Raw genomic sequence first — 15,805 nt, 5'->3', positions numbered from 1 at the left:
GCAAGACCTCCAGCGCATAGACCTCCTGCGCGTCCGGTGCGAGTCGCGACTGGCAGCCCCGTCGGTGATGCTGCCGAAGAGGCGTACCGCATGGCCGTCTGCGTGCAGTACGGGCGTGGGGTTGGATGGCGGGCTGTGCCTGTGGGGAAGAAGCTTGGGCGCCGGCATCGATGGACTCCTTCCAGGCCGACCACGGTTACGGCAGAAATGTGAATATTTCTCATTTGCTAACATGCGCCCCCTTCACTGGCCATTCAGCGATGGAAGGGCATCGTGGGCATCCCGGAAGTCGCGCTTCATCAACAGCAGGTCGAAACCCTCTACACCGATCACCACGGTTGGCTGAAGGGTTGGCTGCGCCGCAGGCTGGGTGATTCCTTCGATGCGGCCGACATCGCGCAGGACACGTTCATGCGCGTGCTGGTCCGCCGTCAGGTTCCGGCCTTGGACGAGCCGCGCGCCTACCTGTCCACCATCGCGCGCGGCCTGGTCATCGACCACTGGCGCCGGCGCGCGCTGGAACAAGCCTGGCTGGAGACCCTGGCCGCGCTGCCCGAGCCCGAAGCGCCGTCGCCCGAGACACGCAGGATCTTCCTGGAGACGCTGATCGCGATCGACCGCATGCTCGATACGCTCAAGCCACCGGTGCGCACCGCCTTCCTGCTGGCCCAGCTCGACGGATTGACCTGCCCCGAGATCGCCCAGCGCCTGGGCGTGTCGCTGGCCACGGTGGAGCGCTACATCGCCAAGGGCCTGCGCGCCTGCTACGCCGCGTGCTTCGAGGACCAGAAGGTGTGAACGAACCGCTCACGCCCACGCGGGGCCCGATGGCCACCTGCTTCCCGCACCGCCGGCGCTCTTCGGGCCTCGCCCTGTGGGCCGGGGCACGCCGGACCGCACGCGGGCGCCGCAGTCCTTGCCCTGGCACCCGCCAGGGCGGCGGCCTGCGGTTCGCCGCGCCCCGTCGTGGCCGCGATCGGTGCATTCACACCTTCTGACATGGAGACCGGCTCGACCAGCGCCGCAGCGGCCGAGGCCGGCCGGCTGTCCGAATCCCTCATCCAGGCGGCCATCGGCTGGTCCATCCGGCTCCACTACAACCGGCCCAGCCCGCGGGACCGCCAGGCCTTCGAGCGCTGGCTGCAAGCCGACCCCCTGCACGGCGTCGCCTGGCAGCGCGTGAGCGGCCTCAAGGGCTTCCAGTCCGAACTGAAGGGGCTGCCGCCCCAACTGGCCAGCGACGCTCTGCAGGCCGCGCAAGGCCTGCGCGACCAGCGCGCCGCCGGCCGCCGCCATGCGGTCAAGCTGCTGGCCTGGGGCAGCATCGCCGTCGCCACCGGATGGCTGGCCCGCGCGTACGCGCCCTGGCAGCGCGTGCTGGCCGACGCCAGCACCGGCGTGGGCGAGCAGAAGACCCTGCGCCTGGGCGATGGCACGGTGCTCGTGCTCAACACCGACAGCGCCGTCGGCATCGACCTGTCCGGCGGCAGCCGCCTCATCACCCTGCGGCGCGGCGAAATCCTCGTCACCACCGGTGTCGACGCCGACGCCGTGGCGCACCAGGGCGCCAAGCGTCCCTTCTGGGTCCAGACCCCCTTCGGCCGCATGCAGGCGCTGGGCACCCGTTTCACGGTACGGCTCGATGACGGGCGGGCGCGCGTCAGCGTGCAGCAGGGCTCCGTGGCCTTGCACCCCGTCGGCGGCACGTCCGCCGTCGTGCCGGCCGGAGAAAGCCGCTGGCTCATGGAAGACGGCACTCAACCGGCCGAGGTGCAGGGCTTCGGCGCGGACGACTGGGCCGAGGGCGTCATCGCCGGCAGGAACATCCGCCTGCAGGACCTGCTGGCCGAGATGGCGCGCTACCGCCACGGCCGCATCGTCTGCGACCCGCGCGTGGCAGACCTGCGCGTGTCGGGCCTGTTCCACATCCGCGATACCGACCAGGCGCTGCAGTTCCTCATCCAGACCCAGCCCGTCAGCGTGACCTACCTGACGCGCTGGTGGGTCATGGTGCGGCCGCGCGAGACCGCTGCTTGAAATGCATTTGCATTGTCGTGGCAATGCAAATGCATTACCATGCGCGCATCACTCCCTCCATCGCCTTGACGGGAACATGCCATGCCAGCCGCGCTCGACGCCGAATCCACGCTGACCGACCGCTACCAGACCACGGTGCCCGAGACGGTGCGCCGGGCCCTGCGGCTGGGCAAGCGCGACAAACTCCACTACACCATCCGCCCGGGCGGCGAGGTCGTGCTGACCCGCGCCGCAGCGCAGGAAGACGATGACCCCGTGCTTGCCGCGTTCCTGGAGTTCCTGGCGCACGACATCGCCGCCCACCCCGAGCGGCTGCGGCCCCTGGATGCCGGCTTCGCCGAGCGCCTGCGCGCCCTCTCCAGCGGCGTCGAGGTCGATCTCGACGCCCCCATCGATGGCGACGTCGATCTCTGACCATGTCCCCCGCCCCGGCCCAGAGCTGGCAACTGTTCGCGCATCCGCTGTTTCTCGACCAGGTTGACAGGCTGGCCGCCGCCGTCGAACGCGCGCAGGCCAAAGACCCCGGCGGCTGGCGCCAGTCGGCCAATGCCAAATTGCTGGCCGTCCTGTGCCAGCTGGTGTTCCACACCATCCCGCAAGACCCCGCCCGCCCGGAATACCGGCAGGGCACGACGCTGGGGCCTGGGCACAAACACTGGTTTCGCGCCAAGTTCGGCGGCGGGCGCTTCCGGCTGTTCTTCCGCTACAGCACCGGCGCCAGGGTCATCGTATTTGCCTGGGTGAACGATGAAACCACCCTGCGCACCTACGGCGCCAAATCCGATGCCTACGCCGTGTTCCACAAGATGCTGCAAAGCGGCCGCCCCCCGGACGACTGGGGCCAACTGCTGGCCGAGGCCCAGGCGGAAGAACGGCGACTGCGGCAGTTCGCCGCCAGCGCCAGCGGGCCGCCGTGAACGGCTCCGACCAGGCGCTGCAGTTCCTCATCCAGACCCAGCCCGTCAGCGGGACCTACCTGACGCGCTGGTGGGTCATGGCGGGGCTGGAGCAGCCCGACAACCTCTTTACCGACAACATATGCCAAGCATATGCAAGGAGGCCGTCATGCGCACCGTATCTCTGTTCATCAATGGCAAGAACCAGGCCATACGCCTGCCCGTGGACATGGCCTATGAGGGCGTGCGTGAGCTGGAAATCTCCCGCGAGGGCGACGTCATCACCCTGCGCCCGGCCCGGCAGGACTGGCTCTCCCTGGCTTCGCTGGCCAAGGCCGACGCGGATTTCATGCAGGAGCGCGAAGCCGTGGTGGACGATGAAGGCCGGATTGCGCCGTGACCACCTACATGTTCGACACGAACATCTGTTCGTTCATCCTGCGCGAAATGCCCGCATCGGTCTTGCAGCGTCTGGCCGACATCAGCGCGCAAAAACACCGCATCGTGATCTCTGCCATCACCTATGCCGAAATCCGCTACGGCCAGATCGGCAGGAAGGCGTCGCCGCGCCATGCGCTGCTGGTGGACGGCTTCGTCCACAGGCTCGACGGCATCCTGCCTTGGGACCGGCACGCCGTGGACGCCGCCGTCCAGGTGAAACAGGCGCTCTCGCAGGCGGGCACACCCATCGGCCCCAACGACACCGCCATCGCAGGCCATGCCATCGCCACCGGCAGCATCCTCGTCACCAACAACACGCGAGAGTTCTCCAGGGTTGCCGGGCTGGCGCTCGAGGACTGGGCCTGATCCGGAAAATTTTTTCTTCGCACAACTGAGGGGATTCGGATTCTCGTTCGGCTGGCCAGGTAGGAGAACTTTTGAACCTACCTGAGGGAACGACCGACATGAGCATCACCCGGAGTCCGAATTTCGCAGCCTTGCCGACGCTGCGGGGCACCGCCCGCCGGGCAGGCAGCGCGAACAGCAGAGCCCGCCTGCGGCCCACCGTGCTGGCCGTCGCCCTCCAGGGTGCACTGGCGGGCGGCCTGGTCATCGGCGCGGCGACCGCGTCCCAGCAGGCCCGCGCCCAGGACTCGGGCGTCAATTCCGCCGCCGCCACGGCGCTGCCCAAGGGCGATGCGGTCAAGAGCTTCGACATTCCCGCCGGGCCGCTCGATGCAGCGCTGGACCGCTTCGCGCGCGCTGCGGGCGTGAACCTTTCCTACGACGAGGCGCTGGTCGCCGGACGGAGCACGCGGGGCGTGAACGGCAGCCTCAGCGTCACGAGCGGCTTGCTGAAGCTGCTGGAGGGCAGCGGGCTCGAGCCACTGGCGCAGCCGGGCGGCGGGTATTCCCTGCGCAGGTCGACCCGGGTGGCTGCACCTGTGTCGGCGGCCCGGACAAGCAGCACCGCTTTGTCTGAAGTGATCGTTACGGCAGCACCGTTACGCGAGCCATCGACCGAAGGCACCGGCTCCTACGCCGCCCGGGGCGCGACCCTGTTCAAGGGGGCGGAGTCGCTCAAGGACATTCCGCAGTCGGTGACCGTGATCACGCGCCAGCAGATGGACGACCAGGGGCTGGAAACGCTGTACGACGTACTCGACAACACGCCCGGCGTCACCCTGGTCAAGCGGGCTCAAGGCGGCAGCGACATCACCTCGCGCGGCTTCCCTGTCGCCAGTGTGCAATACGACGGCGTGCCGCTGCCCCGCTTCGGCCCCTGGGGCAACACCTTCGCGGCCAGCACGGTCGATCTGGACCGCGTGGAAGTGCTGCGCGGCGCGCAGGGCCTGCTGGAAGGCGCGGGCGACCCGGCCGGCTCGGTCAATCTGGTACGCAAGCGCGGCCTCGCGGACAAGCGCATCACCGTCGAGGGGCGCGCCGGTTCATGGGACACCTACGGCACGCAACTGGATGCGGGCGGCCCGCTCGACAAGGATGGCCGTGTGCGCGGCCGCCTGGTGCTCGACTACGAGCGCACCGGCTCCTTCCTCGATACCGTGTCCGACAGAAACCTGAATGCCTATGGCGCCCTGGATTTCGACCTGGCGCCGGACACCACCTTCGGCATGGGCCTGGTGCATTCAAGGCGCAAGGGCAACAGCGCGGAATACGACGGCATCCCTACCTATACGGACGGCCGCCTGCTCGGTCTGCCGAGCTCGGCCTACATCAGTGCGGATTGGAGTGGCGACAAGAGAACGGAAACACGCCTCATCGCCGACCTGGAGCACAACTTCGATGCCGACTGGAAGTTAAAAGTTGCTGGCACTTATCTCCAGGATGACTCTTCACAACTCGTTTCCACTCCCAATGGCCTTGTTCCGATTGGTGGAGGGGTGATGCCCGGCCTCGGCTACGACTACCACTACAAAACCAAGAGCTACGGCATCGACGCCAGCCTCACCGGGAAATTCACAGCAGCAGGTCTGCAGCATGACGTCGTGCTGGGCGCCAACTACGGCAAGCAGGCGAGGGACGACGCCTATGTCCAATACCGTAATCACTTTGGCTACCCGCTGCCGACCATCGTTCGGGATGTGCCCCCGCTGAGCATGGCCACGCCCACCCGGATTGCCACCAACGACATAGATACCGTCTCGAAGGGCTTCTACGGCATGGTGCGCACCAAACTGACCAGTCGCCTGACCTCCGTTCTCGGAGCGCGCATCAGTTGGTTCATATACGATGCGAATTACCTATACAGCAACACCGGGCCATCGGTAACCTACATCAAGAAGGATGCCACATTCACCCCCTACGCCGGCCTGGTCTATGCAGTGACGCCCCAATGGTCGGCCTATGCCAGCTACGCGGACATCTTCAAGCCGCAAGCTGAGATGGACGTTCACGGCAAGGTGCTGGAGCCGATTCTGGGCGCCAACTACGAGGCCGGGGTCAAGGGCGAGTTGTTCGATGGCGCGCTGAATACATCCCTGGCGGTGTTCCGCATCGATCAGAAGAACCTTGCCGTGTGGGACGGCAATGAGTCGACCTGCGGTGCCAGCGGCGCCGGTCTCTGTTATCAGTCGGCGGGAAAGGTTCGCACCCAAGGCATCGAGTTGGAGGTGCATGGCAACCTGACGAGAAGCTGGCAGATCAGCGGCGGCTACACCTACCAGCGCAACAAGTACCTGAAGGTCGATATACAACCGGAACTGGTGGGCACGCCGTTCAACTACAACACGCCCGAGCAGATATTCCGCCTGTGGTCGAACTGGAAGCTGCCTGGCGCGTGGAGCCAGTGGCAGTTGGGCACGGGGGTGAACTACCGCAGTGCCATGCGCACGGGCAGCACCACGCGGCTGGATCCGGTGCAGGGCGGCTATTCGGTCTGGAATGCGCGCATTGCCTACCAGATCAACCCCAAGTGGCAGGCAGCGTTGAACATCAACAACGTGTTCGACAAGCACTACCTGTCATATGTCCGGCCCAATTACTACGCGAACTACACGGGTGAGCCGCGCCGCTTCATGCTGACCCTGCGCGGTAGTTTCTGACGCGCCTCAGCGCCAATGGTTGAGGACATGGAACTGGCCCTGCACGGGCAGGCCAGCCGCTTGCAGCGCGCCGATGGCCCGCACGATCTGCTCGTGGCCCATGGTGTTGCGCGGGTTGCCGTCGCGGAAGACGGCGAGCACGCCAGCGTGTTCACCGCCGGCCTGCCGGGCCAGCGCCAGGAAGTCGGCCACGTTGTGGGTCAGCAGGGCACGCCCTTCGCTCTGCGCCCGGGCGAAGACCTCGGCGTCGGGCAGGCCGTTGCAGCCCAGTTCGGCCACGCTCGCCACGTCGTGCCCGGCGTGGCGCAGGGCGTCGAGCAGGCGGCGGGCCTGACTGTCTTCATCCACCAGCAGTTTCATGCGTCTTGTACCGGCGCTTTTTCTGGATTCAGGCCTTCGACCAGCAGGCGCTGGCGTTCCTCGTCGGCCTCGGCCTCGATCAGCGCGCGGTGGGCTTCGCAGTACGCGAAGGCTTCCTCGACGGCGGGCAGCGGCAGGTTCCAGTTTTCGGCGGCTTCTTCCTCGCTCAGGCCGTTGGCCTGGGCGTCGAGCCAGACGGCGCTGGCCAGCAGCTTGCGCCCCTTGATCCACAGCTGGCGCCGCCACGGGTGGGGGCGCTCCACCAGCCATTGCCAGGCGGGCGGCAGGTTGGCTTCCAGCTCGGGTATCGCCAGGCGCGTGGCCTGCTGCGCGCTGCGGCCGACGTACAGGTGGTTGCCCTGGCGCGCTTCGTTCACCAGCAGGGTGGCGAGCTGGGCGGCGCGCAGCACGGTGTCCTTGACGCTGGAGGCGGACAGCGCGGTGCGCAGGTTGGCCAGGATTTCGTCCTGCTCGGGCGTCAGGTCGAAGTTGGCGCGCTTGGTGGCTGCGGCGGTGGTGGCGGGCATGGCGTGACCTTGGTGTGATGAATGCTCGGATTATGAGTGTATTTTGAGTTTATGTGAATTCCTATGGCTTCAACCGCGTCTTCCGCCCGCTGGTGGTTCCTGGCCCATGGCTGGCTGGCGCTGCCCATCTGGGTGTTTCTGTTCTTCGTCTGCCTGACCGGCTCCATCGCCACGGTCAGCCAGGAGATCGTCTGGCTGGCCAGGCCCGAGGTGCGGGCCAATCCGCCGTCCAGCGATGCGCGGATGCTGGGCTACGACGGGGTGCTGGCGGTCATCGCCCGCGAGCACCCCGAGGCGATCATCCGGCGCCTCGACCGGCCCGTGAAGTCGATGTTCGCCTGGACGGTGAAGGCGGAGTATCCCGACGGCAAGTCCGTGGATCACTACGTGAACCCGTACACCGGCCACATTCAGGGCAGCGAGCCCGAGGGGTTCTCCTTCCGCTCGTTCATGCAGGCCCTGCACGGCTGGCTGCTGTTCAAGGACATGAAGGCCAGCGTCGGCTGGCTCCTGGTGTCGCTGCTGTCCGTGCCCCTGCTCGGCTCGCTGATCACCGGCCTGGTGGTCTACAAGCGCTTCTGGCGCGGGTACCTGCACCCGCGCCTGCGCTGGCGCCAGGGCGCGCGGGTGTTCTGGGGCGATCTGCACCGGCTGATCGCCATCTGGTCGGTGCCGTTCATCCTGATCATGGCGATCACGGGGTTGTGGTTCCTGACGGACATCGTGTTCAAGGCCAGCCATGTGGAGCTGCCCGAAACCGGTCCGGCTGTACCCGTGATGCTGGACCGCGAGGGTGTGCCGCTTGCGGCGCCAGGCGGGCAGGTGCCGCCTCGCATCGGGTTGGACAAGGCCGCGCAGATCATGCGGGAGACGTTCCCTGGGGTGGAGGCGTCGTTCTTCTCGATGGGCGACCATGCGTTCGCGCCCATCCGCGTGCGGGGCCAGGGCGCTCACTGGCCGCTGCTGACCGAAGGTGTCTGGATCGACCCGTATTCGGGCAAGCTGGAGTACGTGCGCAGCATCGGCAACCGATCCTGGCTGGAGCTGGTCACGCAGTCCATGCGGCCCTTGCACACGGGCGATTTCGTGGGCCTGGGGCTGAAGCTGGTGTACTTCTTCTTCGGCCTGATGCTGACCACGCTGGTGGCTTCGGGGCTGGTGATCTGGCTCAAGCGCACGGCCAGGGCCACGGCGGAAGCATGGCCCGGCTTCGCGGCCCATTGGCGGCGCTGGCGCTTTCACCTGAGCGGGCTGATGCTGATGCTGCCGCTGGCCCTGCTGCCGCAGTACCTGGCGGATCACAAGCCGGCTGCCCGCGCCGGCCTGGGCCAGCGCATCGCGGGCGATTTCGACGCCGGGCCCTGGCGCCTGACGCTGGGTGAATGGCTCCAGGGGCCGCCCCGGCTGGTCGGTGGCGAGTATGAAAAAGCCTTCACCCTGGCCCTGCGCGGCGATGCCGTGAGGCAGGTGAAGGCGGTCTACGTGCGCCTGGGGCGGCCGCGCGGGGATGTGCGCACGTCGGGCCATTTGCTGCAAGGCACGCCGTACCGGATGTTCGCCGTGGGGGATGTGCCCGAGGACATCCGGCCCGACGCGCAGCTGTGGCTGACGCTGGAGGGCTGGGACGGCAGCAAGCACCGGGTGGCGGTTCCGCTGGCGCAGGCATCGCCCGCCACGGCGCAGTGGGCGAGAGACAGGAGCCGATGACATGAGCAAACCCTTTCGACTGCTGGCGTGCGCCAGCGTGATGGCGCTGGGCGCGCAGCCGGCCTGGGCGCACGGCTACGAGCTGGCGGGCCGGTGCGAGCCGCAGGGCGCCCGGGTGGTGCGCTGCACGGCCGGCATCGATGGCCGGCCGGTGCCCGGCGCGCGCATCGACGTGGTCGCCGCCGATGGCGATGCGATCCTGCTGGGGGGCCGGCTGGACGGGCAGGGGCGGTTCAGCTTCGAGCGGCCTGCGGTGCCTTTCTATGTGGTGATCGAGGCCAAGCCGGGGATTGCGCTGGATATCGGCGACGAGGAGATCAAGTGACGCGCGCCGCCGTGATGCACCGCGCGCCATGAACTCGCGTGAGCCAGGGGACGGTGGACCGAGCGCTAGCTGAGCGGCCTGGTCGCGCTGGGCCTGCCGCTCCAAGACGCCGAGCACCTGGCCACCATGCCGGGCCTGCTGCTGTATCTGGTGGTCTTGCCGTGGGCTTTCGTCGCGCGCAGCCCGTGGCGCGTGTGGGCGGTGCTGGCCGGCGGCGGGGCGGTGATGGCCGGTGCGGCTTCGCCGCTGCAATCGCGGCTGGTGGGCTGAGGAACTATGTTGTTTCGATCAGCCGCTGACCCAGTCTTCCACGCGCAAGCCAGCCACGCGGCGGAACTCGTCCACGTTGTGGGTGACGAACGTGAGGTTGGCGATCAGCGCATGGGCGGCGATCTGCGTGTCCAGCGCGCCGATGGGCGTGCCGGCGCGCTCCAGCGCGGCGCGCACAGGGCCGTAGGCATCTGCGGCGGCCTCGTCCCAGGGGAGCGTGGCGATGCCTTGCAGGAAGCGCTGCACCTCGCGCTCCAGCCGCGTGGCGGCAGGCAGCAGGCGAGCCACGCCGTAGCGCAGCTCGGCGCGGGTGATGGCGGAGATGCACACGGCATCGACGCGCTCGCGCCGCAGGCGCTGCTCCAGGCGAGGGGAGCCACCGCGCAGCAGGTCGCTGGCGATGTTGGTGTCCAGCATGTAGCGCAAGGTCATGCCCTGGCGTTGCCGGTGTCCGGCGGCTGCGGTCAGTCGCGTGCCTGCGGAGGGGGCTGCTGGCGGTCGGCCATGATTGATGCCTAAAGCTGCGTCATCCCCAGCTTCCGCCAGTCCATGGCCTGGCGGCACACCTGGTTCGGCCTGGTGCTGGGTTTCGTGCTGATGGTGTGCTTCTTCTTCGGCGCGCTGTCGGTGTTCGACCGCGAGATCGACCGCTGGGCGATTCCCCGGTCACGCTTCGCCGCGCAGCCCATGCCCTCGTTCGACCGCGTGCTGCGCCTGGTGTTCGAGGGCATGCAGCCCGCCGCCGAGAGCCTGGCGCAACGGTGCGGCAAGGTCGATGGCCCCATGCCCACGCACTTCGGCGCCGTGCGCAGTTGGGGCGCCTATACGACGCACCGCGATCCGGTGCCGGGCATCCATGCCGAGTGGGAGGTGCCGGGCGTCCGCGACCCTGACGACACCGCCTGGGCCAGCCGCACCCTCGACCCGCGCAGCGGCGCGGCCCTGCCCGATGACCGGCTCAAGATCGGCAGCGGTTTCTTCTACCCGCTGCACTACAGCCTGCACCTGGCATGGAAGAACCTGGGCTTCTGGATCGTCGGCCTGGCTGGGCTGTCGATGCTGGCCGCGCTGGTCCCCGGTGTGGTCATGCACCGCAAGGTGTTCCGCGAGTTCTTCACCTTCCGCCCCAGGAAAGCCACCCAGCGCAGCACGCTCGACCTGCACAACATGACGGGTGTGCTGGCCTTGCCCTTCCACTTCTTCTTCGCCTTCACCGGGCTGGCGATCTTCTCGGGCATCTATTTCCCGGTGGCCGAGACCCAGTTGCATCCGCTGCACGAACTGCACGAACTGCACGAGAGGCTGGAGGCGCAGGAAACCGGCCTGCCGCGAAAGCGTTCTGGCGAGCCGGCCCCCCTGGCCTCGGTCGACACCATGGTGACCGAGGCGCAGCGCCGCTGGGCGGCCAAGGGCATGGCGGGCGAGGGGGGCGCTGTCGCTCACCCACGTGGGCGACGCCAACGGCTATGTCAGCATCTACCGCGCCGGCACTGACCGCATCGCCCTCACCGGCGAAGGCATCCATTTCAAGGCCAGTACCGGCCAGGTGATCCGCGAAGAGCCGCCGCGCAGCGCGGTGGACGGCGTGAGCGAATTCCTGCGGGCGGACCACGCATCGATGGCGGTGCTGGTCTGGGTGATGGTGCTGGGCGCCTCGGCGCTGGCCGTGGCGCTGGTGCTGGCGTGGCGGCCGCGCTGGCTGAACGTGCTGGCCTGGGTGGCCGGCGGAAGGGAGTGAGGATGATGAAACCGAACCGTGCACAAATTCGCAGCCTGCTGGCGGCTGCCGCGCTGGCGCTGGGCGCGCCGGCCTGGGCGGACTACCTGTGGCTGCAGCGCGAGGCAGGGCAGGCCACGGCGCGCGTGGGCGAACTGCACAAACCGCTGGCCGCCTTGCCCGCGCTGCGGGACGCGCACACCGTGCTGCCCGACGGCACGGCCGCTGCGGCGCAAGCGCAGGGCGACCACTTCGCCATCGCACCGGCGGGCGGCGGCGACGTGCGCTTCGTCGCCACGCGCGTTGCCGGCGAGGTGCTGACCTATTACCAGGCCCGCTTCGGCCGCACCGAGATCAAGGCGGTGAACGACCTGGAGCTGGTGCCCACGGCGCCCGATGGCAACACCTTCCGCCTGTTCTTCAAGGGCCGGCCGGTGGCCGCCAGCCAGGTGAACGTGGCCACCAGCGAAGGCTGGAGCCGCGTGCTGCGCCCGGCGGCGGACGGCAGCGTGCGCTTCACACCCTGGTTTCCGGGCCTGTACGTGCTGGAGGTGACGGCGCGGGTCGACAACGGCTCGGCCACGGTGGACGGCAAGACCTACCAGGATGTGCGGCATACGGCCACCTTGAGCTTCGAGGTTCAACCCTGAGGATGTGGGCGCGCGCGGTGCTCGCCGTCGCCGGCGGCGCGCCAGGATCGGCGGCCGGGCCCGGTTTCTGGCCAAGCGGCACAGTGGATGTTCTCGCGCGCCGGCCGCGAGCTGCGCCGCGCCGGCGACGCCGCGCGCCAGGCCGCCATCCTGGCGGCGGTGTGCGCGGTGCGGCCCGATCTCCGCGCTGCCGGTGCCCGGTGGCTGGCCGCCGTCGTCCACCGCGTCGGCGGCGCCCATGGCTGGGTGTTGATGAAGGAGGCCTAGGACTTCAGCGGCGAAGAAGCCGGCCGTGCCGCCTCGGAGTGGATGCGGGCCCTGCTGCACCTGCCGGCCGCTGCACCGGCGGCTCCCAAAGCGACAGGAAGGAAATGACCGCCTCGATCATTCAATCTCCCTGTTGGCGGACGACACCGTGAAGACGGCGCAGGTGCTGGCCGACATCGTGCAGGGCGAGGCCTGGTGCTTTTCGTCCGGCGGGCCACAGGCCCGACCTGCCGGGATGCCGGGCCGCGCCGCCGCCTGAAGCCTGCGATCGACATCTCGCGCACCCACCGGGCGCTGGCACCGCACCGCGCAGGGTCGCGCCTCAGGTCCGCTTCTGGATCTTCACGCGGATGGCCTCGACCTCGTGGCCGCGCCGCTGCAGCGCGGCCTGCAGTGTGGGCGCCAGGTGCCGCAGCTTGGCCGCGGCGGCGCTGTTGTCCACCAGCAGGCACCAGTTGCCGCCGTCGATGGGGCCGGGCCGGACCGAGGGGCGCAGCGGCGCCGGGATCAGCGCCTGCACTGCCGCCAGCCGGCCCGCCGACTCGCGCGCCAGGGCCGTCAGGCGGGCCAGCGGGGCGGAGTCTTCCACCGCCTGCTGCAGCGTGAAGGAACGGCGGGGAGCGTGCATGGCCGGGATTATCGGGGTTGCCGGCACGGCATAAAATCGCCGGTTTGGCAAGAGCTGGCCGCTGCCTTCGCGGCGCCCCGCCCGGCCGTCCCGGTTTCCACCGCTTCGAGGAATTCCGGCCGCTGCCCCGCGCGCGCAACGGCCCCGCATCCATGACCATCAACTTCCTGACCAAGATTTTCGGCAGCCGCAACGAGCGGCTGCTGAAGCAGTACCGCAAGTCGGTGCAGGCGATCAATGCGCTGGAGCCCCAGTTCGAGAAGCTCTCGGACGACGAACTGCGCGCCAAGACCCAGGAGTTCAGGGACCGCGTGGCGGCCGGCGCCACGCTGGACTCGCTGCTGGTCGAGGCCTTCGCGGTCGTGCGCGAAGGCTCCAAGCGGGTCATGAAGATGCGCCACTTCGACGTGCAGCTGCTCGGCGGCATGGCGCTGCACTACGGCAAGATCGCCGAGATGCGCACCGGCGAGGGCAAGACGCTGACGGCCACGCTGCCGGTCTACCTGAATGCGCTGGCGGGCAAGGGCGTGCACGTGGTCACGGTCAACGACTACCTGGCCAACCGCGACGCCACCTGGATGGGGCGGCTCTACGGCTTCCTGGGCCTGTCGGTCGGCATCAACCTGCCGCAGATGCCGCGCGAGCAGAAGCAGGCCGCCTACGGCGCCGACATCACCTACGGCACCAACAACGAGTACGGCTTCGACTACCTGCGCGACAACATGGTCTACGAGGTGCGCGACCGCGTGCAGCGCGGCCTGTACTACGCGATCGTCGACGAGGTGGACTCGATCCTGATCGACGAGGCGCGCACGCCGCTGATCATCAGCGGCCAGGCCGAGGACCACACCCAGCTGTACCTGGCGATCAACCAGGTCGTGCCCTCGCTGACGCGCCAGGAGGGCGAGGCCGACCCGCGCACCGGCGAGGGCGTGACCAAGCCGGGCGACTTCACGGTCGACGAGAAGGCGCACCAGGTGTTCCTGACCGAGCAGGGCCACGAGAACGCGGAGCGGCTGCTCGCCGGCCTGGGCCTGATCCCCGAGGGCGCGTCGCTGTACGACCCGGCCAACATCACGCTGATGCACCACCTGAACGCGGCGCTCAGGGCCCACCACATCTACCACCGCGACCAGCACTACGTGGTGCAGGATGGCGAGGTCGTGATCGTCGACGAGTTCACCGGCCGCCTGATGGCCGGCCGGCGCTGGAGCGACGGCCTGCACCAGGCGGTGGAGGCCAAGGAGGGCGTGGCGATCCAGCCCGAGAACCAGACGCTGGCCTCGATCACGTTCCAGAACTACTTCCGCCTGTACGCCAAGCTGGCCGGCATGACCGGCACGGCTGATACCGAGGCTTTCGAGTTCCAGTCGATCTACGGGTTGGAGACCACGCTGATCCCGCCGAACCGGCCGAACCGGCGCGAGGACCAGCTCGACCGCGTCTACAAGACCACCAAGGAAAAGTACGACGCCGCCATCGCCGACATCCGCGAATGCCACGAGCGCGGCCAGCCGGTGCTGGTGGGCACGACCTCGATCGAGAACTCCGAGATCATCGACCAGCTGCTGATCCGCGCGAAGCTGCCGCACCAGGTGCTCAACGCCAAGCAGCATGCGCGCGAGGCCGACATCGTGGCCCAGGCCGGCCGGCCGAAGATGATCACGATCGCGACCAACATGGCCGGCCGCGGCACCGACATCGTGCTGGGCGGCAACCTGGAAAAGGCCATCGAGGCCTTGCACGCGGCCCATCCCGGCAAGGACGAGGCCGCGCTCGCCGCCGAGGAGGCCCAGCTGCGCGCGCAGTGGGAGAAGGACCACGAGCTGGTCAAGTCCCTCGGCGGCCTGCGCATCATCGCCACCGAGCGGCACGAGTCGCGCCGCATCGACAACCAGCTGCGCGGCCGCTCCGGCCGGCAGGGCGACCCGGGCTCCTCGCGCTTCTACCTGAGCCTGGACGACCCGCTGATGCGCATCTTCGCCGGCGAGCGCGTCAAGGCCATCATGGACCGCCTGAAGATGCCCGAGGGCGAGGCCATCGAGGCCGGCATCGTCACGCGCAGCATCGAGAGCGCGCAGCGCAAGGTCGAGGCGCGCAACTTCGACATGCGCAAGCAGCTGCTGGAGTACGACGACGTCGCCAACGACCAGCGCAAGGTGGTCTACACCCAGCGCAACGAGATCCTGGACGCGGCCGACCTTTCCGACGTGATCCGCGGCCTGCGCCACGGCTGCTTCACGGACGTGGTGCGGCAGTTCGTGCCGGCCGAGTCGGTCGAGGAGCAATGGGACCTGCCGGGCCTGGAGAAGACGCTGGCCGAGGACTGGCAGCTGCCGGTGCCGCTGGCCGCCGAGGTCGAGGCCGCCAGCGACATCACCGACGAGGACATCGTCGAGAAGGTCATCGCCGCGGCGGACGCGGCCTTCGAGGCCAAGGTCGCGCTGGTCGGCGGCGAGCAGTTCACCCAGTTCGAGCGCATGGTGCTGCTGCAGAGCATGGACCAGCACTGGCGCGAGCACCTCTCGGCGCTGGACTACCTGCGCCAGGGCATCCACCTGCGCGGTTATGCGCAGAAGCAGCCCAAGCAGGAATACAAGCGCGAGGCCTTCGAACTGTTCGGCCAGCTGCTCGATGCGGTCAAGAACAACGTCACCAAGCTGCTGATGACGGTGCGCATCCAGTCCAGCGAGGAGGCCGGCCAGGCCGCCCACGACCTGGAGCAGCGTGGCGAGCACGTGGCCAACGTGACCTACACCGCGCCGACCGAGACCGGCGAGGCCGAGACCCGCGCCGAGGGCCAGCCCGCCGGCGGCAACGCGTTCGCGCTGAACGGCCAGCGCGTGGGCCGCAACGACCCCTGCCCCTGCGGCAGCGGCAAGAAGTTCAAGCAGTGTCACGGCAAGCTGGCATAAGGA

General features: G+C 68.6%; 18 protein-coding genes and 1 pseudogene. 15 read left to right on the top strand and 4 right to left on the bottom strand.

Annotated elements, in window-relative coordinates:
* Positions 1–279 precede the first annotated feature (279 nt).
* The 7 genes from QM782_RS04285 to QM782_RS04255 all read left to right on the top strand — a co-directional run bounded on the left by QM782_RS04285 (position 280) and on the right by QM782_RS04255 (position 6,436).
* A complete protein-coding gene (locus QM782_RS04285) occupies positions 280–798 on the top strand; it encodes a sigma-70 family RNA polymerase sigma factor (protein WP_415205585.1) in 519 nt (172 codons plus the stop codon).
* A 201-nt stretch (positions 799–999) separates the two neighbouring features.
* Positions 1,000–2,037, top strand: a complete 1,038-nt coding sequence (locus tag QM782_RS04280) for a FecR domain-containing protein (protein ID WP_415201688.1) — start codon at positions 1,000–1,002, stop codon at positions 2,035–2,037.
* Positions 2,038–2,118: 81 nt separating this feature from the next.
* Positions 2,119–2,451, top strand: coding sequence for a type II toxin-antitoxin system PrlF family antitoxin (locus QM782_RS04275; protein ID WP_415201687.1), 333 nt, complete (start codon positions 2,119–2,121; stop codon positions 2,449–2,451).
* A 2-nt stretch (positions 2,452–2,453) separates the two neighbouring features.
* The gene (locus tag QM782_RS04270) at positions 2,454–2,954 is read left to right on the top strand and encodes a type II toxin-antitoxin system YhaV family toxin (RefSeq protein WP_415201686.1); all 501 of its coding nucleotides are present in this window, start codon (positions 2,454–2,456) and stop codon (positions 2,952–2,954) included.
* A 148-nt stretch (positions 2,955–3,102) separates the two neighbouring features.
* Positions 3,103–3,333 carry a type II toxin-antitoxin system VapB family antitoxin gene (gene vapB, locus QM782_RS04265; protein WP_415201685.1) on the top strand — a complete coding sequence of 77 codons (231 nt, stop codon included), beginning with the start codon at positions 3,103–3,105 and terminating at the stop codon, positions 3,331–3,333.
* Between the two features lie 8 nt (positions 3,334–3,341).
* Positions 3,342–3,740 (top strand): type II toxin-antitoxin system VapC family toxin, encoded by a 399-nt coding sequence (locus tag QM782_RS04260; RefSeq protein WP_415205584.1) that lies wholly within the window; start codon positions 3,342–3,344, stop codon positions 3,738–3,740.
* A 98-nt stretch (positions 3,741–3,838) separates the two neighbouring features.
* Positions 3,839–6,436: a TonB-dependent siderophore receptor gene (locus QM782_RS04255; protein WP_415201684.1), complete on the top strand. Its 2,598-nt coding sequence runs from the start codon at positions 3,839–3,841 to the stop codon at positions 6,434–6,436.
* Between the two features lie 6 nt (positions 6,437–6,442).
* Here the strand turns inward: QM782_RS04255 and QM782_RS04250 are convergent, their stop codons facing one another.
* Together QM782_RS04250 and QM782_RS04245 are read right to left on the bottom strand one after the other, a co-directional pair.
* On the bottom strand, positions 6,443–6,796 hold the full coding sequence (locus tag QM782_RS04250) for a DUF5615 family PIN-like protein (protein WP_415201683.1): 354 nt from the start codon (positions 6,794–6,796) through the stop codon (positions 6,443–6,445).
* Positions 6,793–7,323, bottom strand: a complete 531-nt coding sequence (locus tag QM782_RS04245) for a hypothetical protein (protein WP_415201682.1) — start codon at positions 7,321–7,323, stop codon at positions 6,793–6,795. Before QM782_RS04245 ends, QM782_RS04250 begins: the two co-directional genes overlap by 4 nt.
* A 63-nt stretch (positions 7,324–7,386) precedes the next feature.
* Here QM782_RS04245 and QM782_RS04240 point away from each other — a divergent pair, with 63 nt between their 5' ends.
* From QM782_RS04240 to QM782_RS04230, 3 genes are all read left to right on the top strand, one after another.
* A complete protein-coding gene (locus QM782_RS04240) occupies positions 7,387–9,030 on the top strand; it encodes a PepSY-associated TM helix domain-containing protein (RefSeq protein ID WP_415201681.1) in 1,644 nt (547 codons plus the stop codon).
* Position 9,031: 1 nt separating this feature from the next.
* Entirely contained in the window at positions 9,032–9,355 is a 324-nt protein-coding gene (locus tag QM782_RS04235; RefSeq protein WP_415201680.1) for a hypothetical protein, read from the top strand.
* A gap of 126 nt (positions 9,356–9,481) precedes the next feature.
* Complete coding sequence (locus tag QM782_RS04230; RefSeq protein ID WP_415201679.1) at positions 9,482–9,625, top strand: hypothetical protein; 144 nt, start codon at positions 9,482–9,484, stop codon at positions 9,623–9,625.
* Positions 9,626–9,643: 18 nt separating this feature from the next.
* Here the strand turns inward: QM782_RS04230 and QM782_RS04225 are convergent, their stop codons facing one another.
* Positions 9,644–10,057 (bottom strand): type II toxin-antitoxin system VapC family toxin, encoded by a 414-nt coding sequence (locus QM782_RS04225; protein ID WP_415201678.1) that lies wholly within the window; start codon positions 10,055–10,057, stop codon positions 9,644–9,646.
* A gap of 117 nt (positions 10,058–10,174) precedes the next feature.
* On the opposite strand from QM782_RS04225, the pseudogene QM782_RS04220 reads away from it, so the two are divergent.
* From QM782_RS04220 to QM782_RS04205, 4 genes and pseudogenes are all read left to right on the top strand, one after another.
* Positions 10,175–11,300: pseudogene (locus tag QM782_RS04220) on the top strand (PepSY-associated TM helix domain-containing protein); the annotation flags it as partial.
* A gap of 65 nt (positions 11,301–11,365) precedes the next feature.
* Positions 11,366–11,992 (top strand): hypothetical protein, encoded by a 627-nt coding sequence (locus tag QM782_RS04215; RefSeq protein ID WP_415201677.1) that lies wholly within the window; start codon positions 11,366–11,368, stop codon positions 11,990–11,992.
* Between the two features lie 87 nt (positions 11,993–12,079).
* Complete coding sequence (locus QM782_RS04210; RefSeq protein WP_415201676.1) at positions 12,080–12,259, top strand: hypothetical protein; 180 nt, start codon at positions 12,080–12,082, stop codon at positions 12,257–12,259.
* 133 nt (positions 12,260–12,392) lie between these two features.
* Positions 12,393–12,518, top strand: coding sequence for a hypothetical protein (locus QM782_RS04205; protein ID WP_415201675.1), 126 nt, complete (start codon positions 12,393–12,395; stop codon positions 12,516–12,518).
* Positions 12,519–12,581: 63 nt separating this feature from the next.
* Here the strand turns inward: QM782_RS04205 and QM782_RS04200 are convergent, their stop codons facing one another.
* Complete coding sequence (locus tag QM782_RS04200) at positions 12,582–12,887, bottom strand: DciA family protein (protein WP_415201674.1); 306 nt, start codon at positions 12,885–12,887, stop codon at positions 12,582–12,584.
* A 152-nt stretch (positions 12,888–13,039) separates the two neighbouring features.
* Between QM782_RS04200 and secA the strand changes: the two genes are divergently transcribed.
* Entirely contained in the window at positions 13,040–15,802 is a 2,763-nt protein-coding gene (gene secA / locus QM782_RS04195; protein WP_415201673.1) for a preprotein translocase subunit SecA, read from the top strand.
* Positions 15,803–15,805 lie beyond the last annotated feature (3 nt).

Source organism: Pseudorhodoferax sp. (assembly GCF_047601025.1).
Classification (GTDB): domain Bacteria; phylum Pseudomonadota; class Gammaproteobacteria; order Burkholderiales; family Burkholderiaceae_C; genus Pseudorhodoferax.
Note: the sequence above shows the minus strand (reverse complement) of the source record. Positions and strands in the feature narration are given on the sequence as shown.

Bases quoted from the DNA above. Each gene is read 5' to 3' on its own strand.
- QM782_RS04280 (WP_415201688.1), top strand. From the start codon at position 1,000: ATGGAGACCGGCTCGACCAGCGCCGCAGCGGCCGAGGCCGGCCGGCTG.
- QM782_RS04275 (WP_415201687.1), top strand. From the start codon at position 2,119: ATGCCAGCCGCGCTCGACGCCGAATCCACGCTGACCGACCGCTACCAG.
- QM782_RS04270 (WP_415201686.1), top strand. From the start codon at position 2,454: ATGTCCCCCGCCCCGGCCCAGAGCTGGCAACTGTTCGCGCATCCGCTG.
- vapB (WP_415201685.1), top strand. From the start codon at position 3,103: ATGCGCACCGTATCTCTGTTCATCAATGGCAAGAACCAGGCCATACGC.
- QM782_RS04260 (WP_415205584.1), top strand. From the start codon at position 3,342: ATGTTCGACACGAACATCTGTTCGTTCATCCTGCGCGAAATGCCCGCA.
- QM782_RS04255 (WP_415201684.1), top strand. From the start codon at position 3,839: ATGAGCATCACCCGGAGTCCGAATTTCGCAGCCTTGCCGACGCTGCGG.
- QM782_RS04250 (WP_415201683.1), bottom strand. From the start codon at position 6,796: ATGAAACTGCTGGTGGATGAAGACAGTCAGGCCCGCCGCCTGCTCGAC.
- QM782_RS04245 (WP_415201682.1), bottom strand. From the start codon at position 7,323: ATGCCCGCCACCACCGCCGCAGCCACCAAGCGCGCCAACTTCGACCTG.
- QM782_RS04240 (WP_415201681.1), top strand. From the start codon at position 7,387: ATGGCTTCAACCGCGTCTTCCGCCCGCTGGTGGTTCCTGGCCCATGGC.
- QM782_RS04235 (WP_415201680.1), top strand. From the start codon at position 9,032: ATGAGCAAACCCTTTCGACTGCTGGCGTGCGCCAGCGTGATGGCGCTG.
- QM782_RS04230 (WP_415201679.1), top strand. From the start codon at position 9,482: ATGCCGGGCCTGCTGCTGTATCTGGTGGTCTTGCCGTGGGCTTTCGTC.
- QM782_RS04225 (WP_415201678.1), bottom strand. From the start codon at position 10,057: ATGACCTTGCGCTACATGCTGGACACCAACATCGCCAGCGACCTGCTG.
- QM782_RS04215 (WP_415201677.1), top strand. From the start codon at position 11,366: ATGATGAAACCGAACCGTGCACAAATTCGCAGCCTGCTGGCGGCTGCC.
- QM782_RS04210 (WP_415201676.1), top strand. From the start codon at position 12,080: ATGTTCTCGCGCGCCGGCCGCGAGCTGCGCCGCGCCGGCGACGCCGCG.
- QM782_RS04200 (WP_415201674.1), bottom strand. From the start codon at position 12,887: ATGCACGCTCCCCGCCGTTCCTTCACGCTGCAGCAGGCGGTGGAAGAC.
- secA (WP_415201673.1), top strand. From the start codon at position 13,040: ATGACCATCAACTTCCTGACCAAGATTTTCGGCAGCCGCAACGAGCGG.